Annotated in this window: 20 protein-coding genes and 4 tRNA genes; 18 read left to right on the forward strand and 6 right to left on the reverse strand. The window is 71.0% G+C overall.

The window, feature by feature from the left end; genetic code table 11:
• Positions 1 to 8: 8 nt before the first annotated feature.
• Both E6U81_RS09405 and E6U81_RS09410 read right to left on the reverse strand, forming a co-directional pair.
• Positions 9 to 1,436 (reverse strand): SulP family inorganic anion transporter, encoded by a 1,428-nt coding sequence (locus E6U81_RS09405; RefSeq protein WP_136229653.1) that lies wholly within the window; start codon positions 1,434 to 1,436, stop codon positions 9 to 11.
• Between the two features lie 202 nt (positions 1,437 to 1,638).
• Complete coding sequence (locus E6U81_RS09410) at positions 1,639 to 2,127, reverse strand: YajQ family cyclic di-GMP-binding protein (RefSeq protein WP_030653550.1); 489 nt, start codon at positions 2,125 to 2,127, stop codon at positions 1,639 to 1,641.
• 368 nt (positions 2,128 to 2,495) lie between these two features.
• On the opposite strand from E6U81_RS09410, the gene E6U81_RS09415 reads away from it, so the two are divergent.
• Positions 2,496 to 2,577 (forward strand) — tRNA-Tyr (locus tag E6U81_RS09415).
• Between the two features lie 117 nt (positions 2,578 to 2,694).
• A complete protein-coding gene (locus E6U81_RS09420; RefSeq protein WP_240803732.1) occupies positions 2,695 to 3,135 on the forward strand; it encodes a DUF3574 domain-containing protein in 441 nt (146 codons plus the stop codon).
• Positions 3,136 to 3,183: 48 nt separating this feature from the next.
• Here E6U81_RS09420 and E6U81_RS09425 read toward each other — a convergent pair whose 3' ends face one another.
• Both E6U81_RS09425 and E6U81_RS09430 read right to left on the reverse strand, forming a co-directional pair.
• Entirely contained in the window at positions 3,184 to 3,840 is a 657-nt protein-coding gene (locus tag E6U81_RS09425) for an SDR family oxidoreductase (RefSeq protein WP_136229654.1), read from the reverse strand.
• Between the two features lie 49 nt (positions 3,841 to 3,889).
• Entirely contained in the window at positions 3,890 to 5,164 is a 1,275-nt protein-coding gene (locus tag E6U81_RS09430; RefSeq protein ID WP_136229655.1) for an amidohydrolase family protein, read from the reverse strand.
• Positions 5,165 to 5,491: 327 nt separating this feature from the next.
• On the opposite strand from E6U81_RS09430, the gene E6U81_RS09435 reads away from it, so the two are divergent.
• The 10 genes from E6U81_RS09435 (at position 5,492) to E6U81_RS09480 (ending at position 11,277) form a co-directional block, all read left to right on the forward strand.
• Positions 5,492 to 5,564 (forward strand) — tRNA-Thr (locus E6U81_RS09435).
• Between the two features lie 48 nt (positions 5,565 to 5,612).
• Positions 5,613 to 5,685, forward strand: a tRNA-Met gene (locus tag E6U81_RS09440).
• 88 nt (positions 5,686 to 5,773) lie between these two features.
• Positions 5,774 to 5,938 carry a 50S ribosomal protein L33 gene (rpmG, locus tag E6U81_RS09445; RefSeq protein ID WP_007265873.1) on the forward strand — a complete coding sequence of 55 codons (165 nt, stop codon included), beginning with the start codon at positions 5,774 to 5,776 and terminating at the stop codon, positions 5,936 to 5,938.
• A gap of 137 nt (positions 5,939 to 6,075) precedes the next feature.
• Positions 6,076 to 6,528, forward strand: coding sequence for a MaoC family dehydratase N-terminal domain-containing protein (locus tag E6U81_RS09450; protein WP_136229656.1), 453 nt, complete (start codon positions 6,076 to 6,078; stop codon positions 6,526 to 6,528).
• 1 nt (position 6,529) lies between these two features.
• Positions 6,530 to 6,958 (forward strand): MaoC family dehydratase, encoded by a 429-nt coding sequence (locus tag E6U81_RS09455; RefSeq protein WP_136229657.1) that lies wholly within the window; start codon positions 6,530 to 6,532, stop codon positions 6,956 to 6,958.
• A 170-nt stretch (positions 6,959 to 7,128) separates the two neighbouring features.
• Positions 7,129 to 7,698, forward strand: coding sequence for a TetR/AcrR family transcriptional regulator (locus E6U81_RS09460; protein ID WP_136229658.1), 570 nt, complete (start codon positions 7,129 to 7,131; stop codon positions 7,696 to 7,698).
• 79 nt (positions 7,699 to 7,777) lie between these two features.
• A complete protein-coding gene (locus E6U81_RS09465) occupies positions 7,778 to 9,241 on the forward strand; it encodes a DHA2 family efflux MFS transporter permease subunit (RefSeq protein ID WP_240803733.1) in 1,464 nt (487 codons plus the stop codon).
• Positions 9,242 to 9,309: 68 nt separating this feature from the next.
• Positions 9,310 to 9,708, forward strand: a complete 399-nt coding sequence (locus E6U81_RS09470; protein ID WP_136229659.1) for a DUF3291 domain-containing protein — start codon at positions 9,310 to 9,312, stop codon at positions 9,706 to 9,708.
• Positions 9,705 to 10,844 (forward strand): UDP-N-acetylmuramate dehydrogenase, encoded by a 1,140-nt coding sequence (locus E6U81_RS09475; protein WP_276615802.1) that lies wholly within the window; start codon positions 9,705 to 9,707, stop codon positions 10,842 to 10,844. The genes E6U81_RS09470 and E6U81_RS09475 overlap by 4 nt, the downstream gene beginning before the upstream one ends.
• Before the next feature lie 61 nt (positions 10,845 to 10,905).
• Entirely contained in the window at positions 10,906 to 11,277 is a 372-nt protein-coding gene (locus E6U81_RS09480; protein WP_240803734.1) for a hypothetical protein, read from the forward strand.
• Here the strand turns inward: E6U81_RS09480 and E6U81_RS09485 are convergent.
• Both E6U81_RS09485 and E6U81_RS09490 read right to left on the reverse strand, forming a co-directional pair.
• Positions 11,267 to 12,286, reverse strand: a complete 1,020-nt coding sequence (locus tag E6U81_RS09485) for an adenosine deaminase (RefSeq protein WP_136229662.1) — start codon at positions 12,284 to 12,286, stop codon at positions 11,267 to 11,269. The genes E6U81_RS09480 and E6U81_RS09485 overlap by 11 nt on opposite strands.
• 231 nt (positions 12,287 to 12,517) lie before the next feature.
• Positions 12,518 to 13,744, reverse strand: a complete 1,227-nt coding sequence (locus tag E6U81_RS09490) for a pyridoxal phosphate-dependent aminotransferase (protein ID WP_136229663.1) — start codon at positions 13,742 to 13,744, stop codon at positions 12,518 to 12,520.
• Positions 13,745 to 13,937: 193 nt separating this feature from the next.
• On the opposite strand from E6U81_RS09490, the gene E6U81_RS09495 reads away from it, so the two are divergent.
• The 6 genes from E6U81_RS09495 to E6U81_RS09520 all read left to right on the forward strand — a co-directional run bounded on the left by E6U81_RS09495 (position 13,938) and on the right by E6U81_RS09520 (position 17,885).
• Positions 13,938 to 14,010 (forward strand) — tRNA-Trp (locus tag E6U81_RS09495).
• A gap of 106 nt (positions 14,011 to 14,116) precedes the next feature.
• Positions 14,117 to 14,398, forward strand: coding sequence for a preprotein translocase subunit SecE (gene secE / locus E6U81_RS09500; RefSeq protein WP_030388883.1), 282 nt, complete (start codon positions 14,117 to 14,119; stop codon positions 14,396 to 14,398).
• An 84-nt stretch (positions 14,399 to 14,482) separates the two neighbouring features.
• A complete protein-coding gene (gene nusG / locus E6U81_RS09505) occupies positions 14,483 to 15,379 on the forward strand; it encodes a transcription termination/antitermination protein NusG (protein WP_136229664.1) in 897 nt (298 codons plus the stop codon).
• Positions 15,380 to 15,561: 182 nt separating this feature from the next.
• On the forward strand, positions 15,562 to 15,996 hold the full coding sequence (gene rplK / locus E6U81_RS09510) for a 50S ribosomal protein L11 (protein ID WP_136229665.1): 435 nt from the start codon (positions 15,562 to 15,564) through the stop codon (positions 15,994 to 15,996).
• Positions 15,997 to 16,083: 87 nt separating this feature from the next.
• Positions 16,084 to 16,812: a 50S ribosomal protein L1 gene (gene rplA / locus E6U81_RS09515; RefSeq protein ID WP_031152690.1), complete on the forward strand. Its 729-nt coding sequence runs from the start codon at positions 16,084 to 16,086 to the stop codon at positions 16,810 to 16,812.
• 212 nt (positions 16,813 to 17,024) lie between these two features.
• On the forward strand, positions 17,025 to 17,885 hold the full coding sequence (locus tag E6U81_RS09520) for an LppX_LprAFG lipoprotein (protein ID WP_136229666.1): 861 nt from the start codon (positions 17,025 to 17,027) through the stop codon (positions 17,883 to 17,885).
• Positions 17,886 to 17,963 lie beyond the last annotated feature (78 nt).

Below are 17,963 nucleotides of genomic sequence, written 5' to 3' on the forward strand. Positions count from 1 at the left end.
TAACCGGGCTAAATGACGCCCTCCCGGCCGGGGAGTGGCGTCCGGGTGCGCTCCCAGCCCTCCAGGGCGGTCAGACAGGCGTGGTCGAGATGGCGCAGACCGCTCAGGTCGAGCCGCACCGGCTGCCCGTGGGGCAGCGCGTCCAGGGCGTCGAGCAGCTTGGGCAGCCGCAGGAAGCTGGCGTTCCCCATGACCCGCACGCAGAGCTCCTCGTCCACCCACACCTCCTCGATGTGCACGTGGGAGGTCTCCCAGGCGGCCTTGGCGATGGCCAGCCCCAGCCCGACCAGCACCCCCTCGAAGAGGTTGGTGACGACGATCGCGCCGGCCGTGGCCACCAGCACCACCGCCTCGCCCCGGTGCGTGCGCCACAGCGCCGCCACCGCCCTGACCGGCAGCAGCTTCCACCCCGCGTACAGGAGCACCCCGGCCAGAGCGGCCAGCGGCACGAGCTCCAGCACCTGGGGGAAGGCCACGGCGAAGAGCAGCAGCCACCCGCCGTGCATCACCCGGGCGGCACGGGTACGGGCTCCGGCCTCCACATTGGCGGCGCTGCGGACGATCACGGCGGTCATCGGCAGTGCCCCGAGCAGCCCGCAGATGCTGTTGCCCACGCCCTGGGCGATCAGTTCCCGGTCGTACTCCGTCCGGGGCCCGTCGTGCATCCGGTCCACGGCGGCCGCACTGAAGAGCGTCTCGGCGGACGCGATCAGCGCCAGCGCGACCACCGTCCCGGCCGCGCCGAAGGACGCCAGCACCCCGAACTCGCCCCAGGCGGGCGGGGACACGGCCTCAAGGACCCCCGTCACCCGCACCTTCTCGACGGGCAGCCGCAGCAGTGCGGCCGCGGTGGCCGCGGCGGCCACCCCGACCAGCGCGCCCGGCAGCAGCCGCAGACGGGCGGGCGCCCGGCGCCACGCCACCATGACGGCGATGGTCGCGACCCCGAGCAGTACCGCGGCCCAGTCGGCCCGCGCCGCGAGCCCGTGCACCCCGCCCAGCTTCGCCAGGGTCTGCCCGGGAGCCTCCGCGTCGCCCAGGGCGTACAGCTGCCCGGAGATCAGCACGAGCCCGATGCCTGCCAGCATCCCGTGCACGACGGCCACGGAGATCGCCCGGAACCACCGCCCGAGCCGCAGCACCCCCATGCCCAGCTGCAGCGCGCCGGCGGCCAGCACCAGCACCCCGAGGGCGGCCGTGCCGTACGTCTGCAGCGCCTCGTAGACGAGCACGGTGAGCCCGGCCGCGGGCCCGCTCACCTGCAGGGAGCTCCCGCGGAACCAGCCGGTGACCAGCCCCCCGACCACGCCGGTGACGATCCCCAGCTCGGCCTGCACCCCGGAGGCGACCGCCACCCCCACGCACAGGGGGATGGCGACCAGTGCGACGACGACGGACGCCCCGAAGTCTTCGCGAAACGTGCCGGCCCCAGGCATGCGAGAACCCCCTGCCACGCGGTGATGTGATGCCACCCACCGTGCTGGGCGCACTCCCCGCCCCCCAAGTGCCCACGGAAGCCCGCGGCAGCGCGCGCGCCGCACGCGCCCGGCACACACACCCCACGCACCCCGCAACCACCGCGGCCCGGCGGTCGGTGAAGACCGCCGGGCCGGCGTGGTGACAGGTCGCGGACCTGCGTCAGCGGTAGTTCACGAACTGGATCGCGAAGTCCAGGTCCTTGCCCTTGAGGAGGGCCTGGACGGCCTGGAGGTCGTCACGGCTCTTGGAGCTGACGCGCAGTTCCTCGCCCTGGACCTGGGCCTTGACGCCCTTGGGGCCCTCGTCACGGATGATCTTCGCGACCTTCTTGGCGTTCTCCTGGGAGATGCCTTCCTCGATCGTGGCGAAGATCTTGTACTCCTTGCCGGACAGCTGCGGCTCACCGGCGTCGAGTGCCTTGAGCGAGATGCCGCGCTTGACGAGCTTGGTCTCGAAGACGTCGAGGACGGCCTTGACGCGCTCCTCGGAGTTCGCCTCCATCAGGATCTTCTCGCCGGACCAGGCGATGGTGGCACCGGTGCCCTTGAAGTCGTAGCGCTGCGAGAGCTCCTTGGCGGCCTGGTTGAGGGCGTTGTCGACCTCCTGCCGCTCGACCTTCGAGACGATGTCGAAACTGGAGTCGGCCATGTGCTGTGGCTCCTTGAAGTCGATTGCGATCGCCCCGGAGGGCGCGGCCGGACATCCCCGGACCGCTCGGCAAAGCCTAGTGCTGCGGCCGGAAGGGTTTGCCGGGTCGTGGTGTCCGGTGCGGTGGATCGCAAGGCGATGGGCGCAGGGCCACGGCCCGTACGGGACGTATGTGCGCGGTCCGACGACGCGGCGAGGTGCCATGCCGGGCGCCGCGAGCCGGTGAACCTCTGCGGTCACGGCACCGGCCTCGGCGCCCACCCCCGGCGCTGATCAATCCGGTGGCGAAGCACCCCCGGTCATCAGGTATCGTTTACGTCGTTGCCGGGGAGCGCCGCCGCAAGGCGGAAAAAACGGCAGCATCTCTTGGCGGTGTGCCCGAGTGGCCAAAGGGAGCAGACTGTAAATCTGCCGGCTCAGCCTACCCAGGTTCGAACCCTGGCGCCGCCACGCGAGTGGAACCCCCGTTCATCTGCGGAAACGCAGTGAACGGGGGTTCTTTCGCATTCCCGGAAGCGACGCGGGGAGTCGGCCGCATCGTCGGGGGCTCCCGGTCGTTCTCCGGGGGTGAAATGGACATCTGACACGCGGGGGAAGGTCGGCGGCGGGGTGCTGATGGCCCTGCTCGGCGCGGGGATCCCGGCTCTGATGGGAGCCGCCCTGCACACGGACGCGGGGGAGCCCTACCGGGAGACCCGGCTGTACTTCGGCACCGAACGGGCCGACGGCGGGGGCCCGGTCGCGGAAGGGGAGTTCATGCGCTTCCTGGACCGGGAGATCACCCCCGCCTTCCCCGAGGGGCTGACCCTCCACGACGGGTACGGCCAGTGGCGAGGCGCAGACGGCAAGATCGTCCGCGAGACCTCCTACGAAGTGGTCCTGCTGTACCCGGAGAAGGAGGCCGAGGACCGCAGCGTCCGCATCGAGCGGATCCGCGACGCGTACGAGAGCCGCTACCAGCAGGACTCGGTGGGACGCTCCGACGACAAGCTGGAAGCGCAGTTCTGAGCCGCGGGCGGGGAGGCCGGCCGGGAGCCGGCCCCCCCCGCCGGGCCGTCAGTTGCCCGCCACGTCCTTGACGGCCACCTGGACCGGGGTCGAGCCGGAGACCAGCTCCAGGGTCAGGCCCGCCGTCGCGGGCGTCTCCACCAGCTCGGCCAGAACCGCCGCCACGTCGTCGCGCGGCACCGCACCCCGGCCCGTCCGCGCCTCCAGACGGACCTGGCCCTTACCGGCCTCGTCGAGCAGCGAGCCCGGGCGCAGGACCGTCCACTCCAGGCCCAGCCGGGTCCGTACGTGGTCGTCGGCCTCGCCCTTCGCCCGCAGGTAGACGTCGAAGACCTCGTCGCCCTCGTGATGGGCGTCCGCGCCCATCGAAGAGACCATCAGGAAGCGGCGTACGCGCGCCCGTTCGGCCGCGTCGGCGAAGAGCACCGCCGCGCCCCGGTCCACGGTGTCCTTGCGCCCGGCCCCGCTGCCGGGTCCGGCGCCCGCCGCGAACACCGCCACGTCCGCGCCCTGCAGGATCCCCGCCACGTGCTCCACCGTGGCCGACTCCAGATCGCAGAGCACCGGTTCGGCGCCCGCCTCCCTGAGGTCGTCGCCCTGTTCGAGGTCGCGGATGATGCCCGCGACCTCGTACCCGCGCGCGGCGAGCAGGCGCTCCAGCCGCAGCGCGATCCGACCGTGTCCACCCGCGATGACGATGCGCATGCCCCGACGGTACGACGAGCCGGGCGCCCCCGCCCGGGAAGACACCCCCTCAGGGGCCGGGCTCCGTGCGCCCCTGCCGGGGGAGGTCCAGGGCCACCGCGACGGCGGAGTCGCAGTACTCCCGCACCGCGCTGGTCCGGGCCACCACCCGCCCGCGGTGGATCACGATCCGGCTGTACGCGAGGGACAGCACGCCCGCGATCCGGTCGCCGCGCACGGCGAGCAGCTCGGCCGGGAAACCCGCCTCCACCCGTACTTCCGGCAGGCCCATGGCCTCGCGGGCGCAGGCGCTGACGGACTCGTAGGCCTCGCCGGGACGCAGCCCGCCCTGGGAGGCCAGCAGGTACGCGGCCTCCAGCGGGTCGCCGCGGCCGACCGGGTTCCCGGCGTCCCGCAGGGCCCCGCTGCCGGCCGCGACCCGTACGCCGGCGGCCCGCAGGAGCCGTACGGGGGCGGTGCGCAGACCGCGGCGTTCCAGGGCCGCGCAGTCGCCCTGGGGCAGGCAGGTCACCCGTACGCCGGCCGCCGCGAGCTGGTCGCAGGCACGGGCCGCCGCGTCCAGCGGGAGCCGGGAGAGGCCGCCGCAGGGGCCGATGGTCACTCCGGGGCGCAGGCCGCCCGCCATCGCCGCGAGCCGGGAGAGGCGTGCGGGGTCGTCACCGTCCGTGTGCAGGTCCACGGGGCAGCCGTGCTCGTCGGCCAGCTGCAGGACGGCTTCGAGGAAGCCCGTCGGGTCCGGGTCCAGGTCAGGGCAGCCGCCGATGACCGAGGCGCCCATCTTGACCGCGTCCCGCAGCATGGCGAGCCCGTCGGCCCCGGCCGCGCCGGTCAGCAGCCGGGGCACGGCCACCGCGGTCAGGTCGGCGAGCCCGCGCAGGGAGCGCCGGGCCTGGAGCACGGCCTCCAGGGGGCCGAGGCCGTGCACGTCGCCGATGCGCACGTGCGAGCGCATGGCGGTCGCGCCGTGGCCGAGCTGGAGCAGGGCCGCTTCGGTGGCGCGGCGCTGCACCTCGTCGGGGGCGTACGAGACCGGCCCGTCGCCGTCGGCGGTCAGCGCGGTGTCCCCGTGGGCGTGCGGCTCGGCGGGGGCGGGGAGCAGCAGATAGCCGGTGAGGTCCACCCGGGAGAGCACGGGGGAGGAGAGGCTGCCCGTGGTCCCGACGGCCTGGATCCGGCCGCCGCCGAGGCGGACGTCGACGGTACGGCCGTCGTTGAGGCGGGCTCCGGAGAGGAGCAGGGTGGTGGCCTCGGCGGCGGCCGCGTTGCCGTTGCCGTTGCCGCTGCGTGGGGAGTGGGACGGCTGCTGCGGCTGGCTGTCGGACATCGCGCTCCTGCGGTGGCTCGGGCGGTTCCTGGGGCCGTGGCCGCGGCCCGCGGCCCAAGATCACGCAGCGTGCTCAGAGCCTAGGGCGCGGCGCACTCCGCTTCGCGGAAGAGCGCAATAGTCGTACCGGTGTGGTGCCCCCGCGCCACGGCGCCCGCGGGACCCGCGGCGGGCGCGCCCCGTGTGAGCCCGCACACAAACGGGGGGAAAAGCGGGGCGGGAGTGGCCGACGGGTTGATCAAGAGAGGCTTCCGAACCCCCTCGGAGCCCTGTCCCCGCAAAGGATTTGGGCGATCGGCGGGCAACCGTGTAATGTCTTCATCGCTCGCCCCAATAGCTCAGTCGGTAGAGCGTCTCCATGGTAAGGAGAAGGTCTGCGGTTCGATTCCGCATTGGGGCTCTGGTGAGAGAGGCCCCCCACCCTCGGGTGGGGAGCCGATCACATCAAAGCGGCGTAGCTCAGTCGGTAGAGCAAGCGGCTCATAATCGCTGTGTCACCGGTTCAAGTCCGGTCGCCGCTACCCACAGTAGCCGATTGCGGGGTCGGTCTCCCGATCGGCTACTCTTTTATGCGTTCATCCGTCCCATAGTCCGTCAAGGAGCACTCACGTGGCTGCCACCGACGTCCGCCCGAAGATCACGCTGGCCTGCGTGGAGTGCAAGGAGCGGAACTACATCACCAAGAAGAACCGGCGTAACAACCCGGACCGCATGGAGATGAAGAAGCACTGCCCGCGCTGCAACTCGCACACCGCGCACCGCGAGACCCGCTGACCCCAGCGAAGTCTCGAATAACAGGCACCGTCATGAGGTCGTCCCCTTCATTGGGGGGCGGCCTTGTGTCGTTTCCGTGCCCGTTCCCGTGTTTGTCCCTGTGTGTTTCGTGTCCCTTCAACAGGAGGTAGTGAGTCATGGCTCTCGACCAGTCCTTCGTGGGGCGGAGCTACCCGCCCACCGATCCGTACGAGGTCGGCCGGGAGAAGATCCGCGAATTCGCGGTCGCGGTGGGTGACGCCAATCCCGTCTACACCGACCCCGAAGCGGCCAAGGCCTACGGCCACTCCGATGTGATCGCGCCGCCGACTTTCGTGTTCGCCATCACCTTCCAGGCGGCCGGCCAGGTCGTCGCGGACCCGCAGCTGGGGCTGGACTACAGCCGCGTCGTGCACGGCGACCAGAAGTTCGCGTACTCCCGCCCGGTGCGTGCCGGTGACCGCCTGTCGGTGACCTCCACCATCGAGGCCGTGAAGTCGCTCGCGGGCAACGACATCATCGACATCCGCGGCGAGGTCCACGACGAGACCGGCGAGCACGTGGTGACGGCCTGGACGAAGCTCGTCTCCCGCGCCCCCGAGGAGGCCTGACATGGCAGCGCAGATCAAGTACGCCGACGTCGAGGTCGGCACCGAGCTGCCCGCCGCGTCCTTCCCCGTGACGCGCGCCACGCTCGTGCAGTACGCCGGCGCCTCGGGCGACTTCAATCCGATCCACTGGAACGAGAAGTTCGCCAAGGAGGTCGGGCTGCCGGACGTGATCGCGCACGGCATGTTCACCATGGCCGAGGCGATCCGCGTGGTCACCGACTGGGCGGGCGACCCGGGCGCGGTGGTCGAGTACGGCGTGCGCTTCACGAAGCCCGTCGTGGTCCCCAACGACGACCGGGGCGGCCTGATCGAGGTCACCGCCAAGGTCGCGGCGAAGCTGGACGACAACCGGGTGCGCGTCGACCTGACGGCCATGAGCGCCGGTCAGAAGGTGCTCGGCATGTCCCGCGCGGTGGTCGCCCTCGCCTGAGCGGGCAGACGCCGAGGGGGCCGGAACATCCGCCCCCTCGGCGCTCCCGCCTCCGGCCTCCCGCCTCCGGCCTCCCGCCTCCGGCCTCCCGCCTTCCCCCTCCCGCCTCCGTCGGTTGCGGCCGCAGCGGACGCTTGACGAAGTTAGTGATTGAGCACTAACTTCGTCGTATGGCAAGGATGAGCGCAGAAGAGAGGCGCGAGAGCGTCATTCGGGCGGCGATGCACGAGTTCGCCCGGGGCGGGTACTACGGGACGTCCACCGAGGCGATCGCCAAGCGGGTGGGTGTCTCGCAGCCGTACCTCTTCCGGCTCTTCCCCAACAAGCAGGCGATCTTCCTGGCCGCGTCGGAGCGCTGTCTGCGGGACACGCGTGCCGTGTTCGCCGCCGCCGTCGAGGGGCTGAGCGGCGAGGAGGCCGAGCACGCCATGGCCCACGCCTACACCCGGCTGATCACGGAGGATCCCGACAAGCTCCAGATGCAGCTCCAGATGTACGTCACGGTCGCGGCGGCCGAGGCGGCCGGCGATCACGAGCTCGGCGAGCTGGTCCGCCAGGGCTGGATGGAGCTGTGGGACACCGTCCATCTGCCGCTGGGTGCGGACCCGCGGGAGACGACGACCTTCATGGCCTACGGAATGCTGATCAACACGCTGGCCGCGATGGGATTCCCGCCCGGGCACCGGGTGTGGGAGGGGTTCTACCCGTCGGCCCGCACCGCCGGCCGTCAGGAGAAGTGAAGGATGCGCGCGATCTCGCGCGCATCCGCACGGGCAGCAAAGTTAGTCAGCAATAACTAACAAATCGCAGGGGGAAATCGTGCACACGCAAGACGTCGACACCAAGCTCCGCGGGCCCGCCGTCTGGGCCCTCGTCCTCACCGGCGTGGCCAGCTTCATGGCCGCACTCGACAACCTGGTCGTGACCACCGCCCTCCCCGCCATCCGCGCGGACCTCGGCGGCGGGCTGGAGGACCTGGAATGGACGGTGAACGCCTACACGCTCACCTTCGCCGTCCTCCTCATGTTCGGCGCCGCCCTCGGTGACCGCTTCGGCCGCCGCCGGCTGTTCATCGCCGGCCTCGCCGTCTTCACCGCCGCCTCCGCCGCGGCCGCCCTCTCACCCGGGATCGACGAGCTCATCGCCGCCCGCGCCGTGCAGGGCGTGGGAGCCGCCGTGATGATGCCGCTCACCCTCACCCTGCTCACCGCCGCCGTCCCGGCCGCCCGCCGCGGCATGGCCCTCGGCATCTACGGCGCCGTCACCGGCCTCGCCGTCGCCAGCGGCCCCCTCATCGGCGGCAGCCTCACCGAGCACATCTCCTGGCAGTGGATCTTCTGGCTCAACGTGCCCATAGGCCTGGCCCTCATACCGCTCGCCCGCCTGCGCCTCGCCGAGTCCACCGCCCCGGGCGCCCGCCTCGACCTCCCCGGCACCCTGCTCATCAGCGGCGGCCTCTTCGGCATCGTCTACGCCCTGGTCAACGCCAACTCCGAGGGCTGGACCAGCGCCCCCGTCCTCACCGGCCTGATCGTCGGCACCGCCCTCGTCGCCGGCTTCGTCCGCCACGGCTTCACCCACGCCAACCCCATGCTCCCGATGCGGCTCTTCCGTGACCGCGGCTTCCTGGGGATCAACCTGGCCAGCCTGCTGATGTTCCTCGGCATGTTCGGCTCGATCTTCCTGCTCAGCCAGTTCCTCCAAGGCGTCGTCGGCTACTCGCCCACCGAAGCCGGCCTGCGCATGCTCCCCTGGACCGGCATGCCGATGATCGTGGCCCCGCTGGCCGGGATCCTCTCCGACCGCATCGGCGGCCGCCCCGTGGTCGCCGCCGGCCTGGCGTTCCAGGCACTCGGCCTCGGCTGGTTCGCCGCGATCCTGAACACGGACGTCTCGTACGCCGCGCAGCTGCCGCCGCTGATCCTCAGCGGCATCGGCATGGCCCTCTACTTCGCCCCGGCGGCCAACGTCCTGATGTCCACCGTGAGCCCTGCCGACCAGGGCAAGGCCTCCGGCACGAACAACGCCCTGCGCGAGGTCGGCGGAGCCCTCGGTGTCGCCGTCCTGGCCTCGGTCTTCTCCGCCCAGGGCGGCTACGAATCCCCGCAGGCCTTCACCGACGGCACCGTCCCCGCCCTGTGGATCGGCGCCGGCGCGGTCGCCCTCGCCGCCGCCCTGGCCCTCCTCGTGCCCCGCAAGGCCAAGGACGCGGCCGCCCCCGCGGCGGTCCCCGCCGCCGCCGTCGCGGCCGGGCCCGCGGACAAGGTCCCGGCCGTCCGATGACCGCCGCTCCCTGATCCGGCCCGACCGACGAGAAGCCCCTTAGCCGCACCACGGAAGGAGAGCACGTCATGCCCGACATCCCCTGGTCCACGCCCACTCCGGCCGCCCCCGGAGCCGAGGTCCACGTCATGGCCTCCCGCTTCGAGACCGCCACCCTCACCGGCGCCGTCAGGTTCCTCCTCAAGGCGCCCGGCATCATCCGCCAGATGCGCCGGGCCCCCGGGGCCCACGGTGTCGCCCTGCGGGCCCGGGTCCTGCGCCGCACCTTCCTCACCCTCTCCGCATGGGAGGACCGGGACGCGCTGTACCGCTTCGCCCGCAGCGAGCCCCACCGCACCAGCTCCCGCGCCGCCGCGGCGTACATGCGGGAATCCGTCTTCACCCACTGGACCGTGCCCGCCACCGAGCTGCCCCTCGGCTGGGCCGAGGCCGAGCGCCGCCTCTCCGAGCAGAAGACGGGCCGCTGACCCCGCCGGCACGGGGGACGAGCGAGGACGGTCCGTGGCCCCGCAGGGATGCGAGGGGCACGGACCGTACTCTTGTCCACGTGCAGGAACTCCACGACGCCCCCCTCGCCCCGCTGACCACCTTCCGTCTCGGTGGTCCCGCCGCCCGCCTGGTCACCGCGACCACCGACGCCGAGGTGGTCGCCGCCGTCCGCGCCGCGGACGAGAGCGGCACCCCGCTCCTGGTCATCGGCGGCGGCAGCAACCTGGTCATCGGCGACCGCGGCTTCGACGGCACCGCCCTGCGCATCGCGACCACCGGCTTCCACCTGGACGGGACGCGGCTGGAGCTCGCCGCCGGCGAGAACTGGAGCGACGCCGTCGCCCGCACCGTGGAGGCCGGCCTCGCCGGCATCGAATGCCTCGCGGGCATCCCCGGCTCGGCCGGCGCCACCCCGATCCAGAACGTCGGGGCGTACGGCCAGGAGGTCTGCGACACCATCACCGAGGTCGTCGCCTACGACCGCACCACCGGCGAAACGGTCACCCTGACCGCCGCCGAGTGCGCCTTCCGGTACCGCCACAGCACCTTCAAGGACCAGCCCGACCGCTACGTCGTCCTGCGCGTGCGCTTCGCACTGGAGGACGCCGGCGGCCTCTCCGCGCCGATCAAGTACCCCGAGACCGCCCGCGCCCTCGGCGTCGAGGCCGGCGACCGGGTCCCCGCCGCCACCGCCCGCGAGACCGTGCTGCGACTGCGCGCCGGCAAGGGCATGGTCCTCGACCCCGCCGACCACGACACCTGGTCGGCCGGCTCCTTCTTCCACAACCCGATCCTGACCGAGGAGGCCTACGCCGCCTTCCTCGCCCGCGTCCAGGACCGCCTCGGCCCCGACACCGCCCCGCCCGCGTACCCCGCCGGCGACGGCCGTACGAAGACCAGCGCCGCCTGGCTCATCGACAGGGCCGGCTTCACCAAGGGCTACGGCACCGGCCCGGCACGCATCTCCACCAAGCACACCCTCGCCCTCACCAACCGCGGCGAGGCCACCACCGAGGACCTCCTCACCCTGGCCCGCGAGGTGGTCGCGGGCGTCCACGCGGCTTTCGGCGTCACCCTCGTCAACGAGCCGGTGACGGTCGGCGTCAGCATCTGAGGAGCTCCGGCCGCCCATGCTCTGTCCCCGTCACGGGGCCGGTACGGACCCCACTCGGCTCGTGGGTCGCACGCTCAGCAGGGTCGTCGCGTCCTGGCACGTCAGTGACGGCGAACGCTCCGAGTCCCCCCTCGACGTCTGGCTGATCGACAGCGTCGGCGACACCATCCGGATCACCACCGGCTCCGACCAGTGCCTCATCGTCGAGTCCGCCCCGCCCCACGCGCCCTACGACATGGGGGAGTGGGGCCGCATCGAGGTCGGCGAGGACCTCGGCGACCACCCCTTCCTGCGGCACCTGGGCGAGACGGTCTCCTCGGTCGCCGAGTTCGCGCTGCCCGAGCAGGGGCGCACCCACCTGGAGATCGGCTTCCCGAACGGCCGCCGGGTGCGCGCCGACTGCTACGAGGGAGACCTGCGGCTCACCCGGTGAGCCACTGGTCGATCCCGGCCAGCAGCTTGGCCTGCACATCGTCCGGCGCGGCGCTCCCGCGCACCGACTGGCGGGCCAGCTCGGCGAGCTCCGCGTCGGTGAAACCGTGGTGGCGGCGGGCGATCTCGTACTGCGCCGCGAGCCGTGACCCGAAGAGCAGCGGGTCGTCCGCGCCCAGCGCCATCGGCACCCCGGCCTCGAACAGCGTGCGCAGCGGGATGTCCTCGGGCCGCTCGTACACGCCCAGGGCGACGTTGGACGCCGGGCAGACCTCGCAGGTGATCTGCCGGTCGGCGAGCCGCTTCAGCAGCCGGGGATCCTCCGCGGCCCGTACGCCGTGGCCGATGCGGGCGGCGTGCAGGTCGTCGAGGCAGTCGCGGACCGAGGACGGGCCGGTGAGCTCGCCGCCGTGCGGGGCCGCGAGGAGGCCGCCGTCGCGGGCGATGGCGAAGGCCCGGTCGAAGTCGCGGGCCATGCCGCGCCGCTCGTCGTTGGAGAGGCCGAAACCGACGACGCCGCGGTCGGCGTAGCGCACGGCGAGCCGGGCCAGGGTGCGGGCGTCGAGGGGGTGCTTCATGCGGTTGGCGGCGATGAGCACCCGCATGCCGAGACCGGTCTCGCGGGAGGCCGCGTCGACGGCGTCGAGGATGATCTCGACGGCCGGGATCATCCCGCCGAGCAGGGGGGCGTAGGAGGTGGGATCCACCTGGATCTCCAGCCAGCCGCTGCCGTCCCGGACGTCCTCCTCCGCGGCCTCGCGGACCAGGCGCCGGATGTCGTCGGGCTCGCGCAGGCAGGAGCGGGCGGCGTCGTAGAGCCGTTGGAAGCGGAACCAGCCGCGCTCATCGGTGGCGCGCAGCTTGGGCGGCTCCCCGGCGGTCAGGGCGTCGGGAAGGCGCACGCCGTACTTGTCGGCGAGCTCCAGGAGGGTCGATGGTCGCATCGACCCGGTGAAGTGCAGGTGGAGGTGGGCCTTCGGCAGAAGCGTGAGATCGCGTACGTGCTCCATCTGGTGATCCTGCCGTACCGCTGCGCCCGGCGGGAGGGGGTTTTACCGATCGGGGCCTTGCGCGAACGTGTGACCGGTCGCCGGAACCGCTGCGCGGGGCCTTCCGGGTGTTGTCCGGACCCGCGCCTCAAACGCCGGCGGGGCCGGGTGAGCCCGCGGGTCCGCACACGCCTGGGCGGCGGCACCCCGCGGGGTGCCGCCGCCCAGTTCGTGCTGCGGGCCGCCCTAGGCCTAGGCCTTGGCCTCGGCCAGGAGCTTCTGGATGCGGGACACGCCCTCGACCAGGTCCTCGTCGCCCAGGGCGTACGAGAGGCGCAGGTAGCCGGGGGTGCCGAAGGCCTCGCCCGGGACGACCGCGACCTCGACCTCGTCCAGGATCAGGGCGGCCAGCTCGACGGAGGACTGCGGGCGCTTGCCGCGGATCTCCTTGCCGATGAGCTCCTTCACCGACGGGTACGCGTAGAACGCGCCCTCGGGGGTCGGGCAGAAGACGCCGTCGATCTCGTTCAGCATCCTGACCATCGTCTGGCGGCGGCGGTCGAAGGCCTTGCGCATCTCGGCGACCGCGTCCAGGTTGCCCGAGACGGCAGCCAGCGCGGCGACCTGGGCCACGTTGGAGACGTTGGAGGTGGCGTGCGACTGCAGGTTGGTCGCCGCCTTGATGACGTCCTGCGGGGCGATGACCCAGCCCACGCGCCAGCCGGTCATCGCGTACGTCTTGGCGACGCCGTTCACGATGATGCACTTGTCGCGCAGGGCTGGAACCAGGACCGGCAGCGAGGTGAACTTCGCGTCGCCGTAGACCAGGTGCTCGTAGATCTCGTCCGTCAGCACCCACAGGCCGTGCTCGGCGGCCCACTCGCCGATCGCCTTCGCGTCGGCCTCGCTGTAGACCGAACCGGTCGGGTTGGACGGGGAGACGAAGAGGACGACCTTGGTGCGCTCGGTGCGCGCGGCCTCCAGCTGCTCGACGGAGACCCGGTAACCGGTGGTCTCGTCGGCGACGACCTCGACCGGGACACCGCCGGCGAGACGGATCGACTCCGGGTAGGTGGTCCAGTAAGGGGCCGGGACGATGACCTCGTCACCCGGGTCCAGGACGGCCGCGAAGGCCTCGTAGATCGCCTGCTTGCCGCCGTTGGTCACCAGGACCTGCGACGCCTCGACCTCGTAGCCGGAGTCGCGCAGCGTCTTGGCGGCGATGGCGGCCTTCAGCTCCGGCAGACCGCCGGCCGGCGTGTAGCGGTGGTACTTGGGGTTGCGGCAGGCCTCGACCGCGGCCTCGACGATGTAGTCCGGGGTCGGGAAGTCGGGCTCGCCCGCACCGAAGCCGATCACCGGGCGCCCGGCGGCCTTGAGGGCCTTGGCCTTGGCGTCCACGGCGAGGGTGGCGGACTCGGAAATGGCGCCGATACGGGCGGACACCCGGCGCTCGGAGGAAGGCGTTGCAGAGGTCATACGAGCAATCGTCCCAGACCGCGCAGAAGCGCCGCACACCGTTTCAGTGAACGGACTGGAGCATGTCAGGCCGGGTGCTGTTCGACGTCACGGCCCAGTTCACGTACACTCACCTGTCGTTGGACCTCGCCAGCCGCTGCAAAGCGTGAGCACTCCGTGCACTCGCCCGGATGCGGTAGGTTGGGGGACGCAAAGGGTCGTAGCTCAATTGGTAGAGCACTGGTCTCCAAAACCAGCGGTTGGGGGTTCGAGTCCCTCCGGCCCTGCTCCACACTCCTTCTCGGACGTGTGTGCGCAGGTACGTACTTAGATGCAACGCCGTGCGGCGCAACCGGGCGCGGTACGGCCACGACCCGGATTCAGGTGAGAGACGTGACGGACGCCCTGGGCTCCATCGACATGCCTGACGCCGAGGACGAGACGCGCGAGAAGAAGGCCCGCAAGGGCGGCAAGCGCGGCAAGAAGGGCCCTCTGGGCCGCCTCGCGCTTTTCTACCGCCAGATTGTCGCGGAACTCCGCAAGGTTGTCTGGCCCACTCGCAACCAGCTCACGACGTACACCACCGTGGTGATTGTCTTCGTGGTCATCATGATCGGTCTGGTGACCGTGATTGACTTTGGGTTCGAAAAAGCCATCAAGTTCGTCTTCGGCTGATCCCCGCGGAGGGCGGCGCCTTGATGGGTGTCGCCCGTTTTCGCATGTTCCACCACCTTTTGTATCCAGGAAGAAGCAGCCACCGTGTCTGACCCGAACCTGAACGCGAGCCACGACTCCGTCGAGTCCGTCGAGGACGAGCTCGACATCGTCGAGGCGGCAGACGCTGTGGACCCCGACGAGGCCGAGCTCGCCGACGTCGAGGCGGATGACGCCGCCGAGGAGGCCGCGCTGCACGTCTCCGACGACGAGGCGGACGAGGTCGAGACGGACGAGGTCGAGGCCGACACCGAGCTCGAAGAGGCCGCCGACGACGACGCCGAGACCGCGGAGGAGGCCGAAGAGGCCGAGCCCGCCGAGCCGGTGGACCCGATCCAGGCCCTGCGCGAGGAGCTGCGCCTCCTCCCCGGCGAGTGGTACGTGATCCACACCTACGCCGGCTACGAGAAGCGCGTGAAGGCCAACCTGGAGCAGCGCGCCGTCTCGCTGAACGTCGAGGAGTTCATCTACCAGGCCGAGGTGCCCGAGGAAGAGATCGTCCAGATCAAGAACGGCGAGCGCAAGAACGTCCGGCAGAACAAGCTGCCCGGCTACGTTCTCGTCCGCATGGATCTGACGAACGAGTCCTGGGGCGTCGTCCGCAACACCCCGGGCGTCACCGGCTTCGTGGGCAACGCGTACGACCCGTACCCGCTGACCCTGGACGAGATCGTCAAGATGCTCGCCCCGGAGGCGCAGGAGAAGGCCGCCAAGGCCGCCGCGGAAGAGGCCGGCCTGCCCGCGCCCGCCGTCAAGCGCACCATCGAGGTCCTGGACTTCGAGGTCGGCGACTCGGTCACCGTCACCGACGGCCCGTTCGCCACGCTCCAGGCGACCATCAACGAGATCAACCCCGACTCGAAGAAGGTCAAGGGCCTCGTCGAGATCTTCGGCCGCGAGACCCCGGTCGAGCTCAGCTTCGACCAGATCCAGAAGAACTGATCCACCCCCTGGATCACGGCTTCTGAGCCACAGCTTCCGGACAGGTCAGACCACCCCTCGAGGGCGGTCTGACCTGCTCGGTTTTTAGCCCCGCACTGATACCCGTTATCGTGGTGCGGTATGCCTCCATCCGGATGACCGGATCGGCGGCTGAAAACTCTCACTAGGACCCGGAGAGAGCAATGCCTCCCAAGAAGAAGAAGGTCACGGGGCTTATCAAGCTCCAGATCAAGGCCGGTGCGGCCAACCCGGCTCCGCCGGTCGGCCCCGCGCTCGGTCAGCACGGCGTCAACATCATGGAGTTCTGCAAGGCCTACAACGCCGCGACCGAGTCGCAGCGTGGCATGGTCGTGCCGGTGGAGATCACGGTCTACGAGGACCGCTCCTTCACCTTCATCACCAAGACTCCGCCGGCGGCGCGCCTCATCCTGAAGCACGCGGGCATCGAGAAGGGCTCCGGCGAGCCCCACAAGACCAAGGTCGCCAAGCTCACGGCTGCCCAGGTCAAGGAGATCGCCGAGCTGAAGATGCCCGACCTGAACGCCAACGACATCGACGCGGCCGTCAAGATCATCGCCGGCACCGCGCGTTCGATGGGCGTCACCGTCGAAGGCTGATCCAGCCCCCCTCGCACCATCAGTGGTAGGACCAAGCGCTGGTCCGCACCACGACTCCATGCCTGAAGCCACAACACAGGAGCAGAAGTGAAGCGCAGCAAGACTCTCCGCGCTGCGGACGCCAAGGTCGACCGGGACAAGCTCTACGCCCCGCTCGAGGCCGTCCGTCTCGCCAAGGAGACCTCCGCCACCAAGTTCGACAGCACCGTCGAGATCGCCTTCCGCCTGGGTGTCGACCCGCGCAAGGCCGACCAGATGGTCCGCGGCACCGTGAACCTCCCGCACGGCACCGGCAAGACCGCCCGGGTCCTGGTCTTCGCGACCGGTGACCGTGCAGCGGCCGCGGAAGCCGCCGGCGCCGACATTGTCGGCGACGACGAGCTGATCAACGAGATCGCCAAGGGCAACCGCCTGAACGAGTTCGACGCTGTCGTGGCCACCCCGGACCTCATGGGCAAGGTCGGCCGCCTCGGCCGCGTGCTCGGTCCCCGTGGCCTCATGCCGAACCCGAAGACCGGCACCGTCACGATGGACGTCGCGAAGGCTGTCACCGAGATCAAGGGTGGCAAGATCGAGTTCCGCGTCGACAAGCACTCGAACCTGCACTTCATCATCGGCAAGGTCTCCTTCTCCGATGAGCAGCTCGTCGAGAACTACGGCGCGGCCCTGGACGAGATCCTTCGTCTGAAGCCGTCCGCCGCCAAGGGCCGGTACCTGAAGAAGGCCGCCCTGAGCACCACCATGGGCCCCGGCATCCAGCTGGACCCGAACCGCACCCGGAACCTCCTCGTCGAGGAAGACCCGGCCGCAGTCTGACTGGGCTGAGCCTCACGGCTCACCGAGTGACTGAACGGGCCCCTCGCCCCCTTCACGGGCGGCGAGGGGCCCGTTTTTCCGTTCCCCGTGAGGCGCCTGTGCCAGTCCTGTGCGTCCGCTGTCGACGCCGGGTCGTACAGTCGTACGGGCAGCGCCGTAGGCGACGAGCGCCGGAGACCATGCGCTGCACCAAAACACGGGGTGGGGAACGCATGAACGCATACCGCAAGAAGACCGTCGTGGCCGTCCTGGCCGCCCTCCTGCTCGCCGGAGGTGCCACGGCCTGCGAGAACGGCGACGGCGCGAAGAAGGACACGGGGGCGTCCGCACCGGCCAAGGCCGCGGAGAAGCCGGCGGAGGTCACGCCGGCCGCGTACCTGGAGAAGACGAAGAAGAAGTCCGAGGAGATCACCTCCCTGCGCTACTCCATCGCGGGCGAGGCGGCGGGCCAGAAGATCACCGGCGAGGCCGCCATGCGGATCAAGCCGACGGTGGCCATGTCGATGACGATGGACTCGCCCGAGAAGCCGGGCGAGAAGGTGGACATCCGCCTCATCGACGGGGCCATGTTCATGGGCGCCGAGGGCAAGTGGCTGAAGTTCGACCTCAAGGCCCTGGCCCCGGAGCAGGCCAAGCAGCTGGACTCGCTCGGATCCTCCCAGCAGGGCCAGAACCCGGCCGACACGGCCGACAGCCTGAGCGCCGCCAAGGACCTCAAGACGGTCGGCGAGGAGACCGTGGACGGCCAGAAGACGACGCACCTGAGCGGCACCGTCTCGGTCGACGAGCTGCGGGCCCGCAGCGCCGCCGCCACCCCGGAGGCCAAGGAGCGCCAAGAGAAGAACATCGCGGCACTGGAGGCCCAGGGCATCAAGACCCTGACCATGGACCTCTGGATCGACGAGAACGACCAGGCGAAGCAGGTCCGCACCAGGGGCACCGGCACCTCCGGCCCGATGGACATCACCATCAAGTTCCTGGACGTGAACAAGCCCGTCGAGGTCACCGCGCCGCCGGCCGAGCAGGTCATGGACCTCGCCGAGATGATGAAGGGCGGCGAGGGCTCCGCCTGACCGCCGCCGCAGCAGCACCGTACGACCGCAGTACCGCCGCGCCGCCGCCGATCCACGGCGGCGGCGCGGCGCGCAGCA

The sequence above is a fragment of the Streptomyces sp. A0592 genome, assembly GCF_004795115.1.
GTDB classification, from domain to species: Bacteria; Actinomycetota; Actinomycetes; order Streptomycetales; family Streptomycetaceae; genus Streptomyces; species Streptomyces erythrochromogenes.

Excerpts from the sequence above, each read along its gene's own strand:
- E6U81_RS09405 (WP_136229653.1), bottom strand. The coding sequence starts at position 1,436 with ATGCCTGGGGCCGGCACGTTTCGCGAAGACTTCGGGGCGTCCGTCGTC.
- E6U81_RS09410 (WP_030653550.1), bottom strand. The coding sequence starts at position 2,127 with ATGGCCGACTCCAGTTTCGACATCGTCTCGAAGGTCGAGCGGCAGGAG.
- E6U81_RS09425 (WP_136229654.1), bottom strand. The coding sequence starts at position 3,840 with ATGCGCATCGTCATCGCGGGTGGACACGGTCGGATCGCGCTGCGGCTG.
- E6U81_RS09430 (WP_136229655.1), bottom strand. The coding sequence starts at position 5,164 with ATGTCCGACAGCCAGCCGCAGCAGCCGTCCCACTCCCCACGCAGCGGC.
- E6U81_RS09450 (WP_136229656.1), top strand. The coding sequence starts at position 6,076 with ATGGCTCTCGACCAGTCCTTCGTGGGGCGGAGCTACCCGCCCACCGAT.
- E6U81_RS09455 (WP_136229657.1), top strand. The coding sequence starts at position 6,530 with ATGGCAGCGCAGATCAAGTACGCCGACGTCGAGGTCGGCACCGAGCTG.
- E6U81_RS09460 (WP_136229658.1), top strand. The coding sequence starts at position 7,129 with ATGGCAAGGATGAGCGCAGAAGAGAGGCGCGAGAGCGTCATTCGGGCG.
- E6U81_RS09470 (WP_136229659.1), top strand. The coding sequence starts at position 9,310 with ATGCCCGACATCCCCTGGTCCACGCCCACTCCGGCCGCCCCCGGAGCC.
- E6U81_RS09485 (WP_136229662.1), bottom strand. The coding sequence starts at position 12,286 with ATGGAGCACGTACGCGATCTCACGCTTCTGCCGAAGGCCCACCTCCAC.
- E6U81_RS09490 (WP_136229663.1), bottom strand. The coding sequence starts at position 13,744 with ATGACCTCTGCAACGCCTTCCTCCGAGCGCCGGGTGTCCGCCCGTATC.
- rplK (WP_136229665.1), top strand. The coding sequence starts at position 15,562 with ATGCCTCCCAAGAAGAAGAAGGTCACGGGGCTTATCAAGCTCCAGATC.
- E6U81_RS09520 (WP_136229666.1), top strand. The coding sequence starts at position 17,025 with ATGAACGCATACCGCAAGAAGACCGTCGTGGCCGTCCTGGCCGCCCTC.